The organism is Rodentibacter trehalosifermentans (genome assembly GCF_002000545.1).
Lineage (GTDB): Bacteria > Pseudomonadota > Gammaproteobacteria > Enterobacterales > Pasteurellaceae > Rodentibacter > Rodentibacter trehalosifermentans.
Window position 1 is genome coordinate 58,736 of record NZ_MLHL01000021.1, and the last position, 20,750, is coordinate 79,485.

At 41.3% G+C, this 20,750-nt stretch carries 24 protein-coding genes and 1 pseudogene; 7 read left to right on the plus strand and 18 right to left on the minus strand.

Annotated features, from left to right (window positions below):
- Positions 1 to 243 precede the first annotated feature (243 nt).
- Both glgB and BKK52_RS04895 read right to left on the minus strand, forming a co-directional pair.
- Positions 244 to 2,448 carry a 1,4-alpha-glucan branching protein GlgB gene (gene glgB, locus BKK52_RS04890; protein ID WP_077478084.1) on the minus strand — a complete coding sequence of 735 codons (2,205 nt, stop codon included), beginning with the start codon at positions 2,446 to 2,448 and terminating at the stop codon, positions 244 to 246.
- Between the two features lie 10 nt (positions 2,449 to 2,458).
- Positions 2,459 to 2,878, minus strand: coding sequence for a hypothetical protein (locus BKK52_RS04895; protein ID WP_131826461.1), 420 nt, complete (start codon positions 2,876 to 2,878; stop codon positions 2,459 to 2,461).
- A 304-nt stretch (positions 2,879 to 3,182) separates the two neighbouring features.
- Here BKK52_RS04895 and upp point away from each other — a divergent pair, with 304 nt between their 5' ends.
- The 3 genes from upp to hda all read left to right on the plus strand — a co-directional run bounded on the left by upp (position 3,183) and on the right by hda (position 5,931).
- Positions 3,183 to 3,809, plus strand: a complete 627-nt coding sequence (gene upp / locus BKK52_RS04900) for a uracil phosphoribosyltransferase (protein ID WP_077420977.1) — start codon at positions 3,183 to 3,185, stop codon at positions 3,807 to 3,809.
- Between the two features lie 111 nt (positions 3,810 to 3,920).
- A complete protein-coding gene (locus BKK52_RS04905; protein ID WP_077420976.1) occupies positions 3,921 to 5,177 on the plus strand; it encodes a nucleobase:cation symporter-2 family protein in 1,257 nt (418 codons plus the stop codon).
- A gap of 58 nt (positions 5,178 to 5,235) precedes the next feature.
- Positions 5,236 to 5,931, plus strand: coding sequence for a DnaA inactivator Hda (gene hda, locus BKK52_RS04910; RefSeq protein ID WP_077474264.1), 696 nt, complete (start codon positions 5,236 to 5,238; stop codon positions 5,929 to 5,931).
- 163 nt (positions 5,932 to 6,094) lie between these two features.
- Here the strand turns inward: hda and BKK52_RS04915 are convergent, their stop codons facing one another.
- Positions 6,095 to 7,363 carry an O-acetylhomoserine aminocarboxypropyltransferase/cysteine synthase family protein gene (locus tag BKK52_RS04915; protein ID WP_077420974.1) on the minus strand — a complete coding sequence of 423 codons (1,269 nt, stop codon included), beginning with the start codon at positions 7,361 to 7,363 and terminating at the stop codon, positions 6,095 to 6,097.
- 111 nt (positions 7,364 to 7,474) lie between these two features.
- Here BKK52_RS04915 and BKK52_RS14220 point away from each other — a divergent pair.
- Positions 7,475 to 7,621: pseudogene (locus tag BKK52_RS14220) on the plus strand (autoinducer 2 ABC transporter substrate-binding protein LsrB); the annotation flags it as partial.
- On the opposite strand, the gene rluA reads toward BKK52_RS14220, so the two are convergent.
- Both rluA and rapA read right to left on the minus strand, forming a co-directional pair.
- Positions 7,571 to 8,230 carry a bifunctional tRNA pseudouridine(32) synthase/23S rRNA pseudouridine(746) synthase RluA gene (rluA, locus tag BKK52_RS04920; RefSeq protein ID WP_077420973.1) on the minus strand — a complete coding sequence of 220 codons (660 nt, stop codon included), beginning with the start codon at positions 8,228 to 8,230 and terminating at the stop codon, positions 7,571 to 7,573. The pseudogene BKK52_RS14220 and the gene rluA overlap by 51 nt on opposite strands.
- A 2-nt stretch (positions 8,231 to 8,232) precedes the next feature.
- Positions 8,233 to 11,016, minus strand: a complete 2,784-nt coding sequence (gene rapA / locus BKK52_RS04925; RefSeq protein WP_077474245.1) for an RNA polymerase-associated protein RapA — start codon at positions 11,014 to 11,016, stop codon at positions 8,233 to 8,235.
- A 178-nt stretch (positions 11,017 to 11,194) separates the two neighbouring features.
- Here rapA and pnuC point away from each other — a divergent pair, with 178 nt between their 5' ends.
- The gene (gene pnuC, locus BKK52_RS04930; protein WP_077478086.1) at positions 11,195 to 11,866 is read left to right on the plus strand and encodes a nicotinamide riboside transporter PnuC; all 672 of its coding nucleotides are present in this window, start codon (positions 11,195 to 11,197) and stop codon (positions 11,864 to 11,866) included.
- A 60-nt stretch (positions 11,867 to 11,926) separates the two neighbouring features.
- Here pnuC and BKK52_RS04935 read toward each other — a convergent pair whose 3' ends face one another.
- Positions 11,927 to 12,277 carry a hypothetical protein gene (locus BKK52_RS04935; RefSeq protein WP_077477060.1) on the minus strand — a complete coding sequence of 117 codons (351 nt, stop codon included), beginning with the start codon at positions 12,275 to 12,277 and terminating at the stop codon, positions 11,927 to 11,929.
- A 304-nt stretch (positions 12,278 to 12,581) separates the two neighbouring features.
- Between BKK52_RS04935 and BKK52_RS04945 the strand changes: the two genes are divergently transcribed.
- The gene (locus BKK52_RS04945) at positions 12,582 to 12,959 is read left to right on the plus strand and encodes a helix-turn-helix domain-containing protein (RefSeq protein ID WP_077477062.1); all 378 of its coding nucleotides are present in this window, start codon (positions 12,582 to 12,584) and stop codon (positions 12,957 to 12,959) included.
- 38 nt (positions 12,960 to 12,997) lie between these two features.
- On the opposite strand, the gene BKK52_RS04950 is transcribed toward BKK52_RS04945, so the two are convergent.
- Entirely contained in the window at positions 12,998 to 13,699 is a 702-nt protein-coding gene (locus tag BKK52_RS04950) for a tRNA1(Val) (adenine(37)-N6)-methyltransferase (protein WP_077478088.1), read from the minus strand.
- A gap of 100 nt (positions 13,700 to 13,799) precedes the next feature.
- On the opposite strand from BKK52_RS04950, the gene srmB reads away from it, so the two are divergent.
- The gene (srmB, locus tag BKK52_RS04955) at positions 13,800 to 15,122 is read left to right on the plus strand and encodes an ATP-dependent RNA helicase SrmB (RefSeq protein ID WP_077478089.1); all 1,323 of its coding nucleotides are present in this window, start codon (positions 13,800 to 13,802) and stop codon (positions 15,120 to 15,122) included.
- Positions 15,123 to 15,427: 305 nt separating this feature from the next.
- Here srmB and BKK52_RS04960 read toward each other — a convergent pair whose 3' ends face one another.
- The 11 genes from BKK52_RS04960 to BKK52_RS05010 form a co-directional block, all read right to left on the minus strand.
- Positions 15,428 to 16,462, minus strand: coding sequence for a tyrosine-type recombinase/integrase (locus BKK52_RS04960; protein WP_207551823.1), 1,035 nt, complete (start codon positions 16,460 to 16,462; stop codon positions 15,428 to 15,430).
- Positions 16,348 to 16,671 carry a helix-turn-helix domain-containing protein gene (locus BKK52_RS04965; RefSeq protein ID WP_077478091.1) on the minus strand — a complete coding sequence of 108 codons (324 nt, stop codon included), beginning with the start codon at positions 16,669 to 16,671 and terminating at the stop codon, positions 16,348 to 16,350. Before BKK52_RS04965 ends, BKK52_RS04960 begins: the two co-directional genes overlap by 115 nt.
- A gap of 3 nt (positions 16,672 to 16,674) precedes the next feature.
- Positions 16,675 to 16,884: a hypothetical protein gene (locus tag BKK52_RS04970; protein ID WP_077478093.1), complete on the minus strand. Its 210-nt coding sequence runs from the start codon at positions 16,882 to 16,884 to the stop codon at positions 16,675 to 16,677.
- A gap of 167 nt (positions 16,885 to 17,051) precedes the next feature.
- Positions 17,052 to 17,345, minus strand: coding sequence for a Y16D family protein (locus BKK52_RS04975; RefSeq protein ID WP_077474202.1), 294 nt, complete (start codon positions 17,343 to 17,345; stop codon positions 17,052 to 17,054).
- Positions 17,345 to 17,557 carry a hypothetical protein gene (locus tag BKK52_RS04980; protein WP_077474203.1) on the minus strand — a complete coding sequence of 71 codons (213 nt, stop codon included), beginning with the start codon at positions 17,555 to 17,557 and terminating at the stop codon, positions 17,345 to 17,347. The genes BKK52_RS04975 and BKK52_RS04980 overlap by 1 nt, the downstream gene beginning before the upstream one ends.
- Entirely contained in the window at positions 17,550 to 18,245 is a 696-nt protein-coding gene (locus tag BKK52_RS04985) for a hypothetical protein (protein WP_077474204.1), read from the minus strand. The genes BKK52_RS04980 and BKK52_RS04985 overlap by 8 nt, the downstream gene beginning before the upstream one ends.
- 113 nt (positions 18,246 to 18,358) lie before the next feature.
- The gene (locus tag BKK52_RS04990) at positions 18,359 to 18,562 is read right to left on the minus strand and encodes a DUF551 domain-containing protein (RefSeq protein ID WP_077474205.1); all 204 of its coding nucleotides are present in this window, start codon (positions 18,560 to 18,562) and stop codon (positions 18,359 to 18,361) included.
- Complete coding sequence (locus tag BKK52_RS04995; protein WP_077478095.1) at positions 18,555 to 19,091, minus strand: MazG-like family protein; 537 nt, start codon at positions 19,089 to 19,091, stop codon at positions 18,555 to 18,557. Before BKK52_RS04995 ends, BKK52_RS04990 begins: the two co-directional genes overlap by 8 nt.
- A gap of 47 nt (positions 19,092 to 19,138) precedes the next feature.
- Positions 19,139 to 19,453 (minus strand): hypothetical protein, encoded by a 315-nt coding sequence (locus tag BKK52_RS05000; RefSeq protein WP_077474207.1) that lies wholly within the window; start codon positions 19,451 to 19,453, stop codon positions 19,139 to 19,141.
- On the minus strand, positions 19,450 to 20,019 hold the full coding sequence (locus tag BKK52_RS05005) for a hypothetical protein (protein WP_077478097.1): 570 nt from the start codon (positions 20,017 to 20,019) through the stop codon (positions 19,450 to 19,452). The genes BKK52_RS05000 and BKK52_RS05005 overlap by 4 nt, the downstream gene beginning before the upstream one ends.
- Before the next feature lie 56 nt (positions 20,020 to 20,075).
- Positions 20,076 to 20,723, minus strand: a complete 648-nt coding sequence (locus tag BKK52_RS05010; RefSeq protein ID WP_244160216.1) for a translocation protein TolB precursor — start codon at positions 20,721 to 20,723, stop codon at positions 20,076 to 20,078.
- Positions 20,724 to 20,750: the final 27 nt, after the last annotated feature.

Consider the following 20,750-nt stretch of genomic DNA (forward strand, 5'->3'; position numbering starts at 1 on the left):
CTCTTGGATACCTTCCCTCCGTTTACGGGGAGGTGCCGCAGGCGGAGGGGGGAAAGTGCGGTTATTTTTCACCGAGTTTTTGCAACTTCGTTGCAATCCCCCCTCAGGGCTACGCCCAGCTCCCCCCGTAAACGGAGGGAGCGAAAAATTATCCATTGTGCAACATAATATCCCAATTTTGCCCCTTTCTTTCCGAAATCCGTTGGATTTCCTCTCTGCGATAAATGGGCGAAAATAGGTTAGCTATGCTTTCAATTTTAAATAAATCGTTGCCAATGGCGGTATAGAAACCAAAATAGAATTTTCCCGTCCGTGGCTTTCAATCGCTTCACTTTGAACACAGCCGAAATTACCTACATTGGAACCTTGATAATACATAGAATCCGTATTCAAAATTTCTTCGTATTCTCCCTCTACGTTCACACCAATACGGTAATCGTAACGTGGCACCGGCGTAAAATTGCTGATGACAATAATCCGTTCACATTCCCCTTTTTCATCAGGTTCGCTGCGGCGTTCAAAGGCGAAGACAGAATTTGCCGCATCATCAACCACCAACCAATCAAAGCCATCAGGGGAATTATCCAGTTCAAAGAGCGGTCGATTTTGGCGGTAAATACGGTTTAAATCTTTCACCAGCTGTAACACACCTTTATGCCAGCCGCCGCCAACGTTTTCATCAAGCAGGAACCAATCCAAACTTTCTTCATAATTCCACTCTCTGCCTTGGGCAAATTCGTTCCCCATAAAGAGCAATTTTTTGCCCGGGTAACCCCACATATAGCCATAATAAGCCCGTAAATTGGCAAATTTTTGCCACGCATCGCCCGGCATTTTACCGAGAAGCGAGGATTTACCATGTACGACTTCATCGTGAGAAAGCGGCAACACAAAGTTTTCGCTATATTGATACACCATGCCAAATGTCATTTTATTGTGGTGATATTGGCGGTAAATCGGATCAAGTTGCATATAGGAAAGGGTGTCGTTCATCCAACCCATATTCCATTTGAAATTAAAGCCTAATCCGCCTTTTTCGCTTGGATGGGTTACGCCGGGGAATGAGGTGGATTCTTCTGCAATGGAAATTGCTCCTTCCATTTCATTGTGAATTTTCCAATTGGTATGTTTTAAAAACTCAATGGCTTCAAGGTTTTCCCGTCCGCCATATTGGTTGGGGATCCATTCACCCTCGGCTCGGCTGTAATCACGGTAAATCATCGAAGCCACTGCATCGACCCGAATACCGTCCAAGCCGAAACGCTCTAGCCAGTAAAGGGCGTTACTGGAAAGAAAATTGCGGACTTCGTTGCGACCATAGTTATAAATCAACGTGTTCCAATCTTGATGATACCCTTCACGTGGATCGGCGTGTTCATATAATGCCGTACCGTCAAAGGCGACCAGTCCATGGGTATCGCTTGGAAAATGCCCCGGCACCCAGTCTAAAATCACATTGATTCCTGCCTCATGGGCTCGTTTCACCAAACGGCGGAAACCTTCCGCCGTACCGAAACGGCTGGTTGGCGAATAAAGTCCAAGAGGTTGATATCCCCAAGAACCGTCATAAGGAAATTCGGAAAGAGGCATAAATTCAATATGGGTAAAACCCATATCTTTCACATAAGGAATGAGTTCATCGGCGATTTGGTCATAATCCAACCAAAAATTATTTTCAAGATTACGCCGCCATGAACCTAAATGCACTTCATAAATGGAAATCGGTTGATTTCCTTGATTTGCCTTGCGGCGGATTTCGGTCATTTCCACTACGTTTGGTAAAGCACTGATTTGTGATGCGGTATCCGGGCGAAGTTGTGAGCTGAAAGCATAAGGATCCGCTTTCAAACGAAAATTGCCGTGGCAGTCGATAAGCTCAAATTTATAGAGTTGACCAAGGCTGGCTTTCGGTAAGAATAATTCCCATACGCCGCTTTTCGGGTGGAATCGCATCGGGTGGCGGCGACCGTCCCAATAGTTGAAATCCCCCACAATGGAAACCCGTTTGGCATTGGGTGCCCACAGGCGGAAATTTACTCCGCTTACGCCATCACATTCCATAAAATGTGCGCCCAAGACTTCATAGGGGCGGAGCATTGATCCTTCCGAAAGTAGCCAATGTTCCAAATCGTCAATCATTGGATGAAAACGATAGGGATCTTCAATAATTTGCGCCTCATTGCCCCAGAAAACCTGTAATTGATAAACAAAAAATTGGTGGCAATTTGGCATCACGCCGGTAAAAAAACCACGTTCGTCCAAGCACTCCAATTCGGCAACCGCTTCTCCCGATTCCCGATCTATCACCATAACCCGATCTGCATCAGGTAATAAGGCGCGAATTTCAATGCCGCAATCAGTTTCATGCATACCTAAAGTAGCAAAGGGATCGCCATTTGAGGCTTCAAAAAAAGAATCAATAATTGGTTGGGTGATTAAAGTTGTCATTGCTTACTCCTTATACTTTTGCGGCCTCATTCATCGCAAAGAAAATTTGGATAAATTTGTAGGGAAAATTCGGGCATTGAGTGTTAGCCCACATATTTTGCTGTTGTAATATCTGTGGGAGAAAAACCATCCTTGGCGAGACCAATAAACAGATTAAATAACATTGATAGCTTGTTGAAAGCAGTAATTGATAATAGTCGGAAAAGAGGGGATACAAAGAAAGAGCGGTCGTATTTTGTATTATTTTTTGCGTTTCGGAAAATCCATTTTCCCCTTGCAAAGTTAAGTTACCAATCGGTTTCGTTAAAACAAGCCGGACGACATTATAAACGATAGGTTTATTTTCAAAAGCTACCCAAGCACCACCGCTATCCTCATATAGAGAGGCTATCTTTTGGTTTCGGACTGCTTGTTGACGTCGTTCTAACAATTCCATATCACTAAAAACAGCAAATTACAACTTGATTTTATTCTAACTTTGTTCTGAATAAATACAACGGCTTTTATTCGAATTAGTGATCTCTGTCAAAAATTAAATGGTTTTCCTTATCTTCAATTGCTACTTTCTTAATAGAAACTACATATTACGTCCATTTAGAAAGTAACATCCTGCTCTCCATCGTCTTTCAGGCACAAATTACTAGAGTTTTTCTATTTTCTGATTTAGAATCAGCCGATTTGATTTTCAATCACTCATTCTCACATTAATCCATTCATTTGCTAAGGGGCAAATCATGAAACTCGTTGAAGTTAAACACCCACTCGTTAAACACAAATTAGGCGTGATGCGTGAAGCAGAAATCGACACCAAAAAATTCCGTGAACTGGCAACAGAAATCGGCAGTTTATTAACTTATGAGGCGACCGCAGATTTAGAAACGGAAAAAGTGATTATTGACGGTTGGAACGGTTCTGTTGAAATTGATCGTATTAAAGGCAAAAAAGTTACAGTGGTGCCGATTTTGCGTGCAGGTCTTGGAATGATGGACGGTGTATTGGAACATATTCCAAGTGCGCGTATCAGTGTGGTGGGTATTTACCGTAATGAAGAAACGCTTGAGCCTGTGCCTTATTTCCAAAAATTAGCGAGCGATTTGGAAGAACGCCTTGCCATCGTAGTGGATCCGATGTTGGCGACCGGCGGTTCAATGATTGCTACCCTTGATTTATTGAAAGCGAAAGGTTGTAAACAAATTAAAGTGTTAGTGCTTGTGGCGGCACCGGAAGGAATTAAAGCCTTAGAAGCGGCACATCCCGATATTGAGCTTTACTGTGCATCTGTGGATGATCACCTAAATGAGCACGGCTACATTATTCCGGGTTTGGGTGATGCGGGCGATAAAATTTTTGGAACGAAATAAAATCTGTTCTAAAACATTAAGACGGCTTTCAAGCCGTCTTTTTTCGGGCGGAAAACAGATCAAAAACCAACCGCACTTTAAAGTTAATTCAAACAGAGAGTTGAAACTAAAATGACTAATCAAAATCAAACTTCTTCCATTCAGCCGGAAGAAACCCAAAGCATTGCGAAACAATCTTTTGTCGGATTACAAATGCTCTTCGTTGCCTTTGGCGCACTGGTGCTTGTGCCGCTTATCACAGGTTTGGATTCCAACACCGCACTCCTTACTGCCGGTATAGGCACGTTGCTATTTCAACTTTGTACCGGCAAACAAGTGCCTATTTTTCTTGCTTCCTCCTTTGCCTTCATCGCACCGATTCAATATGGCGTACAAACCTGGGGCATTCCCACCACGATGGGCGGTTTGGCCTGTGCCGGCTTGGTTTATTTTGCGCTTTCCGCACTGGTTAAAATTCGTGGTAGCCAAGCCTTAGAGCGAATTTTCCCACCCGTTGTGGTCGGACCCGTTATCATCATTATCGGCATGGGACTTGCCCCTGTTGCCGTTAATATGGCATTAGGAAAAGACAGTGCTTATGCCTATAATGATGCGGTACTTGTTTCTATGATCACTTTAATCGTGACACTCTCAGTTGCTGTATTTGCAAAAGGATTAATGAAGTTAATCCCGATTATGTTTGGTATCACGGCAGGCTATATTCTTTGCCTTTTCCTCGGGCTAATCAATTTCCAACCGGTGATCGATGCCCCTTGGTTTGAATTACCAAAACTCACCAAACCGGAATTTAATCTTGAAGCCATTCTTTATATGTTACCCATTGCTATTGCACCTGCGGTGGAACATGTGGGGGGCATTATGGCGATTAGCTCAGTCACCGGAAAAGATTTTCTCAAAAAGCCGGGATTACACCGTACCCTATTAGGCGATGGCGTTGCTACCGCTGCGGCTTCTTTAGTCGGCGGTCCACCCAATACGACTTATGCGGAAGTGACCGGGGCAGTCATGCTCACCCGCAACTTTAACCCGAATATTATGACTTGGGCGGCGGTATGGGCAATCGCTATTTCTTTCTGCGGAAAAGTCGGCGCTTTCCTTTCCACCATTCCAACTATCGTAATGGGAGGGATTATGATGCTGGTTTTCGGTTCTATCGCTGTGGTGGGGATGAGCACATTAATCAAAGGCAAAGTCGATGTTACAGAGCCCCGCAATCTTTGCATTATTTCTGTCGTGATGACATTCGGTATCGGCAATATGTTTGTCAATGTCGGTGATGCTGTTTCATTGAAAGGAATCAGCTTGTGTGCCATCGTAGCGATTGTGCTGAACTTAGTTTTGCCAAAAGCAAAAAATGAAGTAGAATAATCGAAAATTAAGGGCTGAAATAGCCCTTTTCTTGCTTAAGAAATAGCCTTACAGTATGTTGAATCAGCAATTGCCTTTGCCCATTCATCAAATTGACGATGACACATTTGAGAATTTTTATGGTGACAACAATTTGTTGTTGCTTGATTCTCTACGCAAAAACTCACAGCAGATTCAACAACAATTTTTCTATATTTGGGGGACGGTAGGGTGTGGAAAAACCCACTTACTTCGTGCTCTCAGCAATCAATATCTTAACGAGCAACGTGCTGCCATTTATGTTCCGCTAAGTAAATCCCGTTATTTTTCTCCGGCAGTATTGGAAAATTTAGAGCAGCAAGCGCTTGTTTGTTTAGATGATCTCGATGCCGTTATGGGCGATCCGGAGTGGGAAATTGCAATATTTGATCTCTTTAATCGAATCAAAGCAATGGGCAAAACACTTTTGATCGTGAGTGCTTCTCTCTCCCCTTCCGCATTAAACGTGCAATTGCCCGATTTAGCCTCACGTTTAAAATGGGGTGAAATTTACCAACTTTCCCCACTCACGGACGGGCAAAAGTTGGAAGTACTACAAAAAAATGCTCACCAACGCGGTATTGAATTACCCGCAGAAACCGCACAATTTTTGCTAAAACGCCTAAATCGTGACACACACACCTTATTACAGGCCTTAGAAAAGCTTGATAAAGCCTCCTTACAAGCACAGCGTAATCTCACGATTCCTTTTGTGAAAGAAACCTTAGGCTTATAAAAACACTATTATGTAGCAGTTGCACAAAACTTTATTTGGGATTTATTTGTAGGGATACACCGCGTGTGTCCCTAGATGTTTTCCTTTTGCGCATTTGCTACATAATCCCGTATAAAAATAAAAAGAGCGGTCAAATTCGACCGCTCTTTGTGTCAGTAAGCGTTTATTCAATTGCAGTAAAAGCTTGTTCAATGTCTGCCAAAATATCCTGTATGTTTTCAATACCCACAGAAATACGGATAAGCCCGGCGGAAATATTAATTTTTGCTAATTCTTCTTCAGTCATTTGGCGGTGGGTTGAGGTTGCAGGATGTAACGCGCAGGTGCGAATATCCGCCACGTGGACTTCACGGGAAATTAATTTTAAGGCATTTAACCATTGAGCAGCAGATTCACGTCCTCCTTTCAGTTCAAAAGAAATGACACCGCATAAACCATTTGGCACATATTTTTGCTTGAGTGTATAGTCTGGTGAACTTTCTAATGCAGGGTAGTTTACACTGTTTACAAGAGGTTGATTTTCTAAGAATTTTGCTACGGTTAAGGCATTGTTATAGTGTGCTTGCATACGCAATGGCAGGGTTTCCAGCCCTAAATTCAGCAAAAAGCTGTTTTGTGGTGCCGGTGTCGCCCCGAGATCACGCATTAATTGTACCCGGGCTTTGACGATATATGCCGCTTGACCAAAGGTTTCCGTATAAATTAAGCCGTGATAGCTGGCATCGGGTTGGGTGAATGCGGGGAATTTGCCGTTATTCCAGTCGAAATTGCCACCGTCGATCACTACACCGCCAAGTGCAACGGCGTGACCGTCAAGATATTTGGTGGTGCTGTGGATCACAATGTTCGCACCAAATTCAAAAGGACGACAGAAATAAGGCGTGGCAAAAGTATTATCTACCAAAAAAGGCACTTGGGCTTTTTGTGCGAGTTTGGCAAATTTATCGAAATCCAATATGCGTAATTCAGGGTTGGCAATGGTTTCACCAAAGACGGCTTTCGTATTCGGTTGAATCGCTTTTTCAAGTTCTTCAAGAGGTTGATTTTGATCAACGAAGGTAACACTGATTCCCATTTTACGGAAAGTATGGGCGAAGAGATTATAAGTTCCGCCATAAATTGAGGTGGAAGAAATAAAGTGATCGCCGGCTTCTAAAATATTCATTAATGCGTAAAAGGTCGCCGCTTGACCGGATGAGGTACACAACGCCCCAACACCGCCTTCAAGTGCCGTGAGTTTTTCTTCTGCCGCGTTAGTGGTGGGGTTGGCAAGACGTGAATAAAAATAGCCGACCTTTTTCAAATCGAATAAATCCCCAATATCTTCCGCACTGTCGTAAGTGAAGGTCGTGCTTTGCACGATGGGTTGAACGCGCGGTTCGCCGGATTTTGGACTGTAGCCCGCGTGTAAACATTGAGTTTCAAACTGCATAATTTTCTCCTTTAAAATAGGGTGAGCAACGCCTCAAATTATCACGCTTTGTTTAAGCAAGCAATGTTCCTTAAAAGGTGATTTTAGAAGGAATAGTGAAAAACATCGCAAATTTTATTCACAAACTCGCTTACTCGTTTGTTCACCCCTATCGGGGCCGTTGGCAAAGCCAACGTTCAAAAAACGTTGTTTTTTGTCACCGCACTTTTAAAAATCCACCTTTGCACAAAAGCTCATCGGCTCTCCTGTGATAGGGTGGGTAATGCTAAGGCTTTCTGCGTGCAGGCAAAGGCGTGGTGACATCTTTTTTGCTTGCGGGTGCGCGTAGAATTTATCCCCTAAAATGGGGTGGCCTAACGCCAACATATGTAGGCGGAGTTGGTGGGAGCGGCCGGTAATGGGGGTGAGTTTGACCCTTGTGCTGTTATTGGGTAAACGTGCCAACACTTCAAATTTTGTGACTGCTTTTTTGCCAAAGACAAAATCTAAACGTTGGCGTGGGCGGTTTTCCCAATCGCAAATCATGGGTAAATCCACCTCGCCGCTGTTTTGTGTAAGATGCCCCCATACCAAAGCTTGATAATGTTTTTTCGGTTCACGTTCACGAAATTGGCGTTTGAGCTCTTTGTCTGCCGCTTTACTTAAAGCAAATAAAATAATGCCGCTGGTTGCCATATCAAGACGATGTGCGGGTTCACAAAAGCCAAATTTTTCTTTCACCCGGCTCATTGCACTATCATAATATTGCACTTGATTGCCCGGTACGGAAAGCAACCCGCTCGGTTTGTTGACAACACAAATGTAGTTATCTTGATAAATGATGTCTAAATAGGGTTCCATTGGAGGATGATATTCAATTAGTGCCATGATTATTCCTTATTAGTCACGATAACCCGAAGGCTGTCTAATCGCCATGTGGCTTTTGCCAAGGCGTCTAACGATTGATGACGGTGTGCGGTTAAAATCTCAATTTCACTTTGTCGAATATTTTTGTTCACTTTTTGTAGGGCTTGTAATCGATTAATTTCCGCACTCAAGCTTTGTTCTGCCAATGTTTGTGCTTGGTTAATATAGCTTTGGGCAAGAGGTTGGATCTGCTTTTCGCCAAGGGCAAATAATTGCTCTAAGGTCGGGCGTGCCATTTTGATCATTTTATTGGCGATATCCCGACTAAGAGGCTTTAATTTACCGTGTAAGGTTTCAAAAGAGACTTGCTCTGCAAGGTTATTCCCCTTGTTGTCAAGTAACAAGCGAAGAGGAGTTGGCGGCAGAAAACGATTGAGCTGTAATCCTTTCGGCGATTGGGTTTCTACGATATAAATTAATTCTAATAATAATGTCCCGGCGGGTAATTGTTTGTTAATCAATAATGCCATCGCCGCTTTGCCAAGATCCCCGGAGGCAATGAGATCAATACCTTGACGGATCATGGGGTGATCCCAAGTGAGAAATGCCAATTCTTCTCGGGCAAGGGCAAGATTACGGTCAAAGGTGACGGTCATTCCTTCTTCTTTTAACCCCGGAAAATCGGGCATAAGCATCGTTCCTGTTGGGGTGAGCACAAGGCTGCTTTCGCCAAGCTCCTCTTGTTCTAAGCCAATCATATCAAATAAATTGAGGGCAAAATTCACTAATTCCGCCTCATTATCTTGCGCGGCGATGGCATTGGCTAACTGTTTTGCCCGTTCTCCACCGTTGGAGTTGAGTTCTAAAAGACGATCTCGCCCTTGTTCTAAGGCGATTTTAAGCGTTTCCCGTGCTTGTTTGGTTTCAGCAATAAGGTTATCTAAGTCTGAAAGTGCGGTTAAATTTGACCGCACTTTTTGCAGTGTTTCGGTGAATTTTTCAAATAGTGCCATGCCCATTGGGGCGGTTTGTTCAAAGGCATTTAAGCCTTCGTGATACCAACGGGCTAATACTTCATCGGCAGATTTTTCCACATAAGGCACATAAATTTGCACATCTTGTAATTGTCCTATGCGGTCTAAACGCCCAATACATTGTTCCAATAAATCAGGGTTTTGCGGCAAATCAAATAAGACTAAGGTGTCTGAAAATTGGAAATTACGCCCTTCCGAGCCAATGCCGGAGCTAAGTAAAACCTGTGCACCATTTTCCCTATCGGCAAAGTAGGCAGCGGCACGATCACGTTCAATAATTGACATATTTTCATGGAAAACCGTCGCGCGAATTCCTTCTTTTTCCCGTAAATATTGCTCAAGGTGAACGGCGGTTTGCGCCTGTTGGCAAATCACAAAGATTTTTTTATTACGTTGTGTTTTTAAAAAATCTAACAGCCATTGCGCTTTTAGTGTTTCACTTTGCATCGCATTAGCCATTAACGTAATAGGATGATAAATACGCCGTGGAAATCCCTTCACACCTTGGCGGGTATTGCGGAATAACACACGGCTTGTGCCATGGCGATCAATTAAGTTTTCGATTAATGTTTGACGTGCCTTTTGTTGGATTTCCACATTTGGGGAAGTCAAGTCTTGGAATACCGACTCGAGATGTTGTTCTTTTAATAGGGCCGCAATATGGCTTTTTTCCACCTCACTTAAAGGCTTATCCGCTAACAAAGATTGCACGGCATCAGCAACCGGTTGATAGTTGTGTTGCTCTTTTTGGAAAGCGGCGTAATCAAAAAAGCGTTCAGGGTCAAGCAATCGCAAGCGGGCGAAGTGGCTTTCTTGCCCTAATTGCTCCGGTGTGGCGGTAAGCAATAAAACGGAAGGAATGGCATTGGCAAGCTGTTCAACGCATAAATAAGCACGGCTTGGTGAGGTTTCCGACCAAACTAAATGATGGGCTTCATCCACAATAAGGCAGTCAAAGCCTGCTTCAAGGGCTTGTTGCGCTCGTTTTGGCGAGTTTACTAACCAATCTAAGGCACAAATAATCAGTGATTCCGACTCAAAAGGATTTTCTCCCGAATTGGCGAAATCGGCACAGCGTTCCTCATCAAATAATGAAAAATGCAAATTAAAACGACGGAGCATTTCAACCAGCCATTGGTGTTGCAAACTTTCAGGCACAAGCACTAATACACGTTGTACTTTTTCGGCAAACAGCTGATTTTGTAAAATCATCCCGGCCTCAATGGTTTTGCCTAATCCCACTTCATCGGCAAGCAATACCCGAGGATTGATACGGTTTCCCACTTCAGCCGCAATGTGTAACTGGTGAGGAATGAGCCCTGCACGAATACCTCGTAATCCTCGTAGGGGGGATTGAAATTGAGCTTGTTGATGTTTTAAGGTGCGATAACGTAAGGCAAAATGATGACTACGATCTAATTGTGCAGAAAAGAGCCGATCTTTCGCCGAACTGAAGGAAATCAGTGGTGAAATATCGCTTTCTTGCACGATGATCTGCTCACCTTGTGGATTTTCCACTAAATAAAAATTCAACCCATTTATGGTTTGAATATCCATTACCTTACCTTGCCAACCGTCCTTATGATTGAGCGTTTCGCCTTTGTTAAATTGAATTCGGGTAAGGGGGGCTTGGGCGATAGCATAAATGCGTGTTTCGTCAGAGGCAGGGAAATACAGGCTCACTGTGCGGGCATCAAATTCGGTCACTGTGCCTAATCCCAAATTATTTTCACTTCCACTTAACCAACGCTGCCCTAGGGCAAAAGCTGTCATACCATTCTCTCTGTTTTATTCTCTCAAATTTGGGCGGCTATTGTAGCCCGATTAAAAGGGAAAGCAATGAAAACTGTGATCTCTATCACATCTGTGGTAGAACTTCTGATTCTATGCTTTACTTTGCCAAAGTGCGATGTGAGAATGGCACGGTTTTTTCATTACTATGGAGTAAAAAATGGCTTGGTCTGAACGTCTTAAACGTGAATTTTTATCCGGTTGGAAACCCTTTGAAGTGATTTGGTTGGTGGTGTTTGTCATTGCGCAAATTTGGGCGTATGTGCAGGCTCCGGATTCATGGTTAGCAATGATTTCCGGGATTTCAGGTATTTTATGTGTGGTATTGGTGAGTAAAGGGAAAATCAGCAACTATTTCTTCGGCTTGATTTTTGCTTATACCTATTTCTATGTAGCATGGGGACAAAATTTCTTAGGGGAAATGAATACCGTACTTTATGTCTATTTACCGGCACAATTCATCGGCTATTTTATGTGGAAAAACAATATGCAACATGACAATGGTGGTGAAAGTGTGGTGGCAAAAGCGCTCACAGCAAAAGGTTGGATTAGTCTTGCACTTTTTATTGGCATCGGTACGCTTTTATTTGTGCAAGCCTTGCAGGCAGCGGGTGGAAGTTCAACGGGGCTAGACGGTTTAACAACCATTATTGTGGTGGCCGCACAGTTGCTGATGATTTTGCGTTATCGTGAACAATGGCTGTTATGGATTGTCCTCAATATTCTTTCTATTATTTTATGGGCGGAAACACCGGCGATGTATTTAATGTACAGTGCCTATTTGCTGAACTCCCTTTACGGTTATTACAACTGGACGAAATTGACAAAATAGTTGAAAATTTCTCTTTTACAGTGGAAATAAAAGAAGGCGACATTAATGTCGCCTTTTGCTTTATATACCATAAGGAATGGGAAAACAAGAGTGGAATGTTTTATCTACTCTGTTTTGTCGGTTCCATATCATAGAATGTTCGCCAACCACCATCAATTTCACTTCATTCCAATTAAACTCATTTAGAATACCTTTAGTGTAACAATCACATCCTTTATTTTTCTCTGAATAAGATAATTTGTAAAAATATTGTTCAAACCCAGGTACAACATAATTCAAACAGATCTCTTTGAATTTTTTTTGTGCTAGTTCAGGAGTTAACAAACGTAATACTGTTTCTCGTTGCTCTGGAGATAGAGCGTTAGAACTCATAGATATTATAAAAAATAAAGAAAAAATAAACTTTTTCATATTACTCCAAGTAGAAATAGTATGCTTCTAATAGCACCTAGTGGAAAAAAAGCGTAATCAAATAATGCAAGAAAGAAATTTCCTTTTTGAAAATCGCAATATGCCGCATACATCGGAGCTATAATCCATAAAATTGATAACGGTAGAGATAAGAGACCTGATATAATGTCTTTGAGCATTTTCTAGTTCCTCAAGATTAATTTTAGCGTTATGATATATCGCTTTGTATCATTTCAACATAAACCTTTAGTATGGATTAATATCTTTTTAATCTGTATTTATCAACTTTAGAGAGATTTTTACTATGAATGTTCAAGATACTATTCGAACTATGCGAGAAATGAAGCAGCTAACACAGGAAGAACTGGCAGAAAAATTGAATATTTCAGTAAATGCTTATTCAAAAATAGAAAGAGGTATTACTAAGTTAAGCTTAGATAAATTAGAACAAATTGCTCAGATTTTTAATATAAATGTATCCGAACTTTATTCAGCAAAGGAAAAAGGATTATTTTACTTTTTCAGTGATAACAATAATTACTATTCTGGTTCAGAAGTAGTAGTTGAAGAAAATGAAAGGTTAAAATTGGAGCTAAAATATAAAGATGAGATTATCAATAACTTACAAAGTGAAAACCTTCTTTTAAAAGAAATGATGGAAATTCTCAAAAAGAAATTATAATTAGCTGGTGTTAAAAGAGAGTAGTTAGAGCTCTTTTTTCACAAAAATTTCAAATAAAAATCCTTGGTTAATTCAATAAATTCCTTGGTATAACGGTTTTTCTCATCGTAAATCACAATTTTGTCATGCACAAATGGCTGTGATTGTTTGGAGAAGGTGATGAGCATTCTTTGCGGCGATTTGCCGATTTTCGTGATGATCTCCGTTTGCTTGATGCAATAAAGTGCGGTCAGTTTTTCGAGTGTTTTTGCCGCCTCATAAGGCAGAACAAAACTGATTTTTCCTGTTTCGGATAAGCGTTCAGCCGCCCAGGTCAGCCAGTCTAAATGACTTTGTTTGGTATAACGGGCTAACTCCCGTTCTTCGTTTTTACATTCCACGCCTTGTGCAAAATAGGGAGGATTGGCGACAATGAGATCAAAGGTTTCAGAGGTGGTATGCAAAAAATCCCGCACATCCGCTTGAATCAGATTAATACGTTCCAGCCAAGGGGAATGGGCAATATTCTCTCGTGCTTGTTGAGCGGCGGCAGGATCTAATTCCACTGCAGAAATTAAACAATCCGGTGAACTCCGTTGTGCGAGCATTAAGGCTAACAGGCCGGTGCCGCTGCCCATATCCAGCACATTTTTAACCTGTGCAATATCTACCCAAGCCCCCAATAAAATACCGTCAGTGCCCACTTTCATCGCACAATGTTGTTGATTAATGTGAAATTGTTTAAAGGTGAAACTACTCATAAATATTTCTTAAATTGACCGCACTTTCCTGTTTATTTTTAGGCGTTTCAGGGCTTTTCAGGTATAATTCGCACCAATTTTAACAAAGAACCGTACAATAATGAATTTTCCCCAATTTGACCAATTCGATCTTTCCCCTGAACTTCTTCAAGCCATTGAAAAAAAAGGCTATTCACGCCCAACAGCGATCCAATTAAATGTGATACCGGCGGCAATGGAAGCCCGTGATGTATTAGGTTCTGCCCCTACGGGAACAGGAAAAACGGCGGCATTTTTATTACCGGCATTGCAACATCTACTTGATTATCCACGCCGTAAACCCGGTCCGCCAAGAATTTTGGTATTAACGCCCACCCGAGAATTAGCCATGCAGGTGGCGCAACAGGCGGAAGAATTAGCGCAATTTACCCATTTAAATATTGCCACCATCACCGGCGGTGTGGCATATCAAAATCACGGTGAAGTATTTAACACCAATCAAGATTTGGTGGTGGCGACTCCGGGGCGTTTATTGCAATATATTCAGGAAGAGAATTTTGATTGTCGTTCGGTGGAAATCTTAATTTTTGACGAAGCCGACAGAATGTTGCAAATGGGATTTGGGCAAGATGCGGAAAAAATTGCGGCGGAAACCCGTTGGCGTAAACAAACCTTATTATTTTCCGCCACCCTTGAAGGCGAATTGCTGGTGGATTTTGCCGAACGCTTGCTTAATGATCCTGTAAAAGTGGACGCAGAACCCAGTCGCCGTGAACGGAAAAAAATCAATCAGTGGTATTACCACGCCGATAGTCATGACCACAAAGTGAAATTGCTGGCTCGTTTTATTGAAACGGAAAATGTCAATCGTGGTATGGTGTTCGTACGCCGCCGTGAGGAGGCACGAGAACTGGCGGAAGTTTTACGCAAGCGGGGAATTCGCTCCACCTATTTGGAGGGGGAAATGGCACAAACTCAGCGTAACCATGCCATTGATAAATTAAAATCAGATGTGGTGACGGTGTTAGTGGCAACCGATGTGGCAGCGCGTGGTATTGACATTGATGATGTTAGCCATGTGATGAATTTCGATCTGCCATACAGCGCAGATACTTACCTACATCGTATTGGACGAACCGCTCGAGCAGGCAAAAAGGGGACGGCAGTTTCTTTTGTAGAAGCCCATGATTATAAATTGCTCGGGAAAATCAAACGCTATACAGAAGAAATCCTAAAGGCGCGAATTTTGGAAGGCTTAGAACCCCGCACCAAACCACCGAAAGACGGTGAAATTAAATCGGTGACGAAAAAACAAAAAGCCCGTATTAAAGCCAAACGTGAAGAAAAGAAAAAAGAGGCGGCAAAGCAAAAGGTGAAATTGCGGCACAAGGACACGAAAAATATTGGAAAACGGAGAAAACCAAGCTCAGCGAAAGAAAATTAAAAAGCAAAAAGTGCGGTGAAAATTTTAGGGAATTTTTCTGTATTATGTAGCCGTTGAACAAAACTTTATTTTGGGTTTATTTGTAGGGACACACGCTGTGTGTCCCTACATTTTTTCTTTTGTGCATTTGCTACATAATACTGAAGTTTTTTACCGCACATTTTTATTGCATAGCGAGGTTGAAAAGTTAAGGCATTTATTCATCATGCCTAAATATGTTTGAAATGAAAAAAGCAAGGTGGTTTACCTTGCTTTATGAATTTGGTGGAGATAATCCCACCAAATTTATCAACCTTATCAATAATTTAGTGATTGGTAAGGTTTTTTGCTTTCTGGTGTTGTGCCAATTTTGTGTCAAAAAGCTGAACATTGTTTGCGTGGCTATGTAAGTGTTCGACAGATAAGTGAGCATATTTCCGCACTGTGTCTGTTTTACTCCATCCACCAAGCTCCTGTAATACATATAGTGGCGTTCCCGACATAATATGCCTTGTGGCCCAGGTGTGTCGCAAGTCGTGAAATCTAAAATCTTTGATCCCAGCCCTCTTTAAAGCGGATCTAAATGCTTTAGTATTTGCAATGCGAACGGGCTTTCCCTTATAGGTAAAAACGCTCTCTTTATGCTTGCCAAATTGTGATAAAATTACTTCAATAGCTTTGTCATTTAGTGGTACGCCAATGCTATTTCCTGTTTTTGATTCTTCCGAATTAACCCAGGCTTGTTTTTTCGGGAGATCAATTTGGTTCCATTTTAACTGAGTGATATTTGACATTCTCAACCCGGTTAAAATAGCGAACTTCACAATCGGCTTTAAATGTTCCGGTAACTCTTCCAGCAACCGAATTTCTTCATATTCGCTCAACCATCGAATACGTCTTTTCGGTTCAGGTAAAAATTTTATTGCCGGACATTTATCTAGCCATTCCCACTCAACTGCCGCTCTAAGTATCACTCTAATTTGTTGTAAAATCGCATTAATGGTGCGATTTTTTACGCCTTCCTTGGCTTTTTCTGACTGAATGAACTTAATTAGATTTCGGTCAATCTCATTGAGCTTTTTATCGCCCAAATACTTATCAAGCCAACGCAAACCGTAAAGCATATTGCGATCTTCTTTACGCTTTGGTTTTTCTTCAAGCCATTGCACAACAGCTTGCTGCCAAGAATAATTCGGACGTTCACCGAGTTTAAATACTCGCCAACATTCGTTATATTCCTTTGAAGCTAACTGTAACGCTTGGTTTTTATCGTTAGTCCGAGCACTTCTGCGTATCCGCTCACCATTTGGCGAGGTGAACGAGAAGTGCCAGATTTCGCCCCTCTTTTTGAGAGAGATGATTTGACGTGACATAAATTCTCCTTATGCCCCATCTCTTGTTCGGGGCTATCTTTATCCTTTTTGAGATGATTTTCAAGTTCTTCCGGGTCAAATTTCCACTTTTTACCGATTTTGTATGCAGGTATTTCTTCTTTTGCCGCTTTTTCTCTTAGTGTAACTGGGTGCATATCCAAGATTTCAGCGGCTTTTTTTGTACCAATCAGTTGCATTTTTTACCTCTTCGAAATATCCGGCACTTCAACAACTTTTAGCTGTTCCGGTGTGACATCTTTGTATTTAAGCCAATAATGGACGATTTCTAATGCTTCGCCTTGTGTTACAGTATGCTTTGATTCTCTCACCACATCCCACTCCCTACGGAACTGGCATTCAAGCACGATGTATCGCTTACCATTCATGACTTGTACTTCTTGTCTAAACATCTTCATCACCATATCGAATTGGTATGTCAATTTTCAAATACTTCACATTAACTTGTTTCGTTGTTGGGATTTCTATAATCATTTTCATTTTCCTCTGTTTAGTTAATAAAAAACCGCTCACATTTCTGTAAGCGGCAAAACAAAACCCACTGCATTGAGTGGGTTAGTTAGTAAAGCATTTCTGAATAAAGCTCATCAGGTTCATAACCAATGTCGAAACGTATTTGATTATTTGCTTTAGCTATTTCTAAAGCTTCTTTGCGAGAGACGAACCGTCCAAAATTAGTGATGAAACCTTGGGATTCTTCTATGGTGGAGAAATTGAATTCCAACGTATCAATTATCGCGTTCATGTCTGGGCTGTAGTGCCTAGTTGCTGGAATAACTAGATAGCGAATATCATAGTCATTCATCAATTGAAATTTGATAGCAGCGCATACTATTAGTTCAGGGTGTTTCATTAATAAACCTCCTTAAAAGAAAATTTATCACCTTCTTTCTCATAAACTACAACTATATCTGTGAGTGGTGTTTCTATAAGAACCTCAAACGATTCTTCATTTACTTCTATAACTTTTCTTGAGAAACCATAACACTCTTCAATGTTAGAGGGTTTAGTATTGCCATAGCATTGTCTTAAACCAAATTGTAATAAGAATAACTCTTTATCCATTATCAACCCCCGTCAGCAAATCACAAGCTTTTTGGCAATTCTCTTTAGAGGCATAGTACACGCCGTTGGATGCTCTAGTATGATGCCAACTCGCCCATCCTATGCTAGGTTTAACAACTACCGAGGGGGTTAGTTTGTCTAGGATCACGTCTAGTGCAACGTGCCAAACCTCTTCTAACCCCATAAGATCACGGATAGGCTTTGGTAAACCATCTGCATTTGGTTTAACCGGTTCAGGCTCTTTCCACATACCAATAATATCTAATTCGTCTTCATCAGTAGTGAGCCAATAGCTCCCCTCGCAATTCCATCTTAATAATGTTCCATTGGGAGTTATACCAACAAGTGAATAATCGCTAATTGGAACAAGCGATTTTATGTCGCTTATAACAAACGCTTTTTCGCCGTCTCGCAGCAGAACGGGTTCGCCTGCTAATGCTTTTTCAGGGGTAAATGGTTCGAGTTTATCTTCCCATAAACCAACAATATCATAAGGAGATTGGTTTCTCCCAATGTAATAATGGTCAAAACGGTCGTATGAAATCACTTTGACTTTATTATCTTCTAAACCTTCTAACCAAAAATGTCCACCTACAACATTTTCACCTAAATATTTAACTTTTCTACCATCTCTAGTAACACCATAAGCACCGTTCTTCAATGCTTCAATTTCTTTTTCACTTAACATAATTCACCTCAACTTTTAATAATTAACACAACGTAAGCAATGATTGCGACTATTGCTACTACCGCATCAGTTGTTTCCATAGCTATTCCTTGTTTCTTTCGGTTAGCATTGGTTTAATCCTTTTTAGGTGGCTCGGGGATTGGTTGCCAGTGGGTTACATTTTGTATTTCCGCAAAATTAAAACCACCAAAAGGCTTATACCAAATTCCATCATGGAAGCTCCCTAAATGTACAAAACTATTAAGGATTAAACCTTCTTTCCCATCATCAGGCAATCTATCATCAACACTAATCCAACCGTTGTTTTCTTTAGTCATTTTCTAAATCCCCCTCTTTAACAAACACCCCATCAATCATTTTTCCCTTACGGTCTTTGATTTGGTCGTAGGCGTGTTGGATGCAGTCCTTAAAATCTAGATCAAAACAAAAAGTTATGTAAGTTAAAGTGGATACAGCACTTTTGAAACTATCAACAAAATCTCCTAGGCATTCATTAAATCTTTCTAATGAATTATAATTTTTAGGTTCAGGGTCAAAATTAAGCTCTGATATATGTTTAGCCAAAAAAATTAAACTATTTTCTGGATTACCACCCCAAGATTCATTATTGCAAGCAACCTCCCAATCAAAAGAATAAATTACTTTCATTTGCTTATTTAAAATAACCAACACTACAAAACAATCTCCGATACTATCCTTAATTACTTCGGGTTTATTCTTTAAAATACCGCCGCACAATTCGCCAAATTCTTCCATCAGTTTTAACATTTGCTTTTGCGGAGTAGAGCCGTTAATTAAATTTCGATCTTCCGCCCATTGCTCAATGTTTTTGATTAGTTCGATCATTTCCTTTCTCCAAAATAAAACCGCCCATAAGAATAAGAGCGGTTTGGTTAATTACTTTTGTTTGTATCAACTACCGGCAACTCAACAAAAGCATTAAGCGGTTGTGGTGTCGATTGGTATTGATTGCGGCGTGTTTCTATCCAGTCCAACAATTCTTTAAATTCACCATAGTAACGTGCTTGTTTTGTCGATTGTTTGACGATGAACTCTCGTTGTTCGCTATCTAAAAGCAGCCAGTATTTTCTGACTTGCTCAATAGCTCTCTGTCTATTCGGTTTTCTGTGATTAAAATTGTCGTGGATGTACTTCCCAAACAATTCAGCGAAAAAGGAATAGGGTAGGCTGATGTGTATTTCGTTCACTCTGTTCCTCCTAAAATTCTACTTTTCGCAACTTCAATCAATAACTCATACTCACGCTTGGTTTTCTCATCGTGTACCTCTGCAGATTTTGACAAAAACTCTTCAATCGTTCCGACAAAACAGCCTCGATTAACAATTAATCCGTCTTTTCCGTTAAATACTGTAAGTGTGCCATTTTCCGAACCAACATTACTTGCCCAGAAAATCATTTTGCGTTCTGAAATGATGGTCCGTGATCTCACCTCAGTATTGCCGTACACCTCAGCATCGCCGTACACCCTAGCATCGCCGTACACCTCAGCATCGCCGTACACCCGGGCATTGTCGTACACCCGGGCATTGTCGTACACCCGGGCATTGTCGTACACCCTAGCATCGCCGTACACCCAAGCATTTCCGGACACCCAAGCATTGCCAGTTTGATCCAGATTCCGCTCTGCCTCGATATACCCTCCAAGCTCTCCGGCTATAACTACACCAAAAGAGATAAGGGCTTTAATACGGTATAGCGTTCTACCAAAATATTCTTTGGTGTCGTCTTTTAATAATTCGTATTTTTTAGTCATTTTGTTTACCTATAAAAAAGCCCACGGTTAAGTGGGCTGTGTAATTTAGAATGGAATTAGCTCATTTCCTCTATTAATTGTTGGTAATATTCTTGTGCAGCACCAACACGATCTTTGATTTTTTCGATAATCGCGTTATCACGTTTTACCGTAACCGTTGTGATCCGTTTGTCTTGTGGGATTTGTTCGACTAAATCAATGTAGCGTTCAGGGTTATCATAGCTACTGAGCATTTCGTAAGGGGTAGGGAAGAGGACAAAATCAATTTGTGCTTCTTCGCAATCCCATAGCCACATATACCCCTGCATTTGAATGTCATAACCGGATTTTTTCGCTTTGTCTGCCGCTTCATCGGTAAAAAATGGGTGAGATCCAATATCCCACGAGCATTTTGTATCGATAATTAGCTTGCGAGAGGGAACGTAAATATCACATTCACCGGTGATCCATTCATTTTCACGGCGTTCGGTGTTTTTCTTGAGTGGCAATCCTCGTTTACGACCGCTTAATTTAATGGCTTGTTCTTCCAGTAAATTGCCTTTTTCGGTGTATTTGTTGCCTTCAAAATCTTGATAACCAAATAGATCGAATTTAGCGATTTTTCTGACTGCACTTTTGGCGGTGGCAGAAATGCCGTCTTTCTTGGGTTTAGGCTCAGGCATTAAGTCGGCAAGTCCTGAACATCGGGCTTTGAATTGGTACATCATTATTCCTTAGGGGCTGAAGTAGAT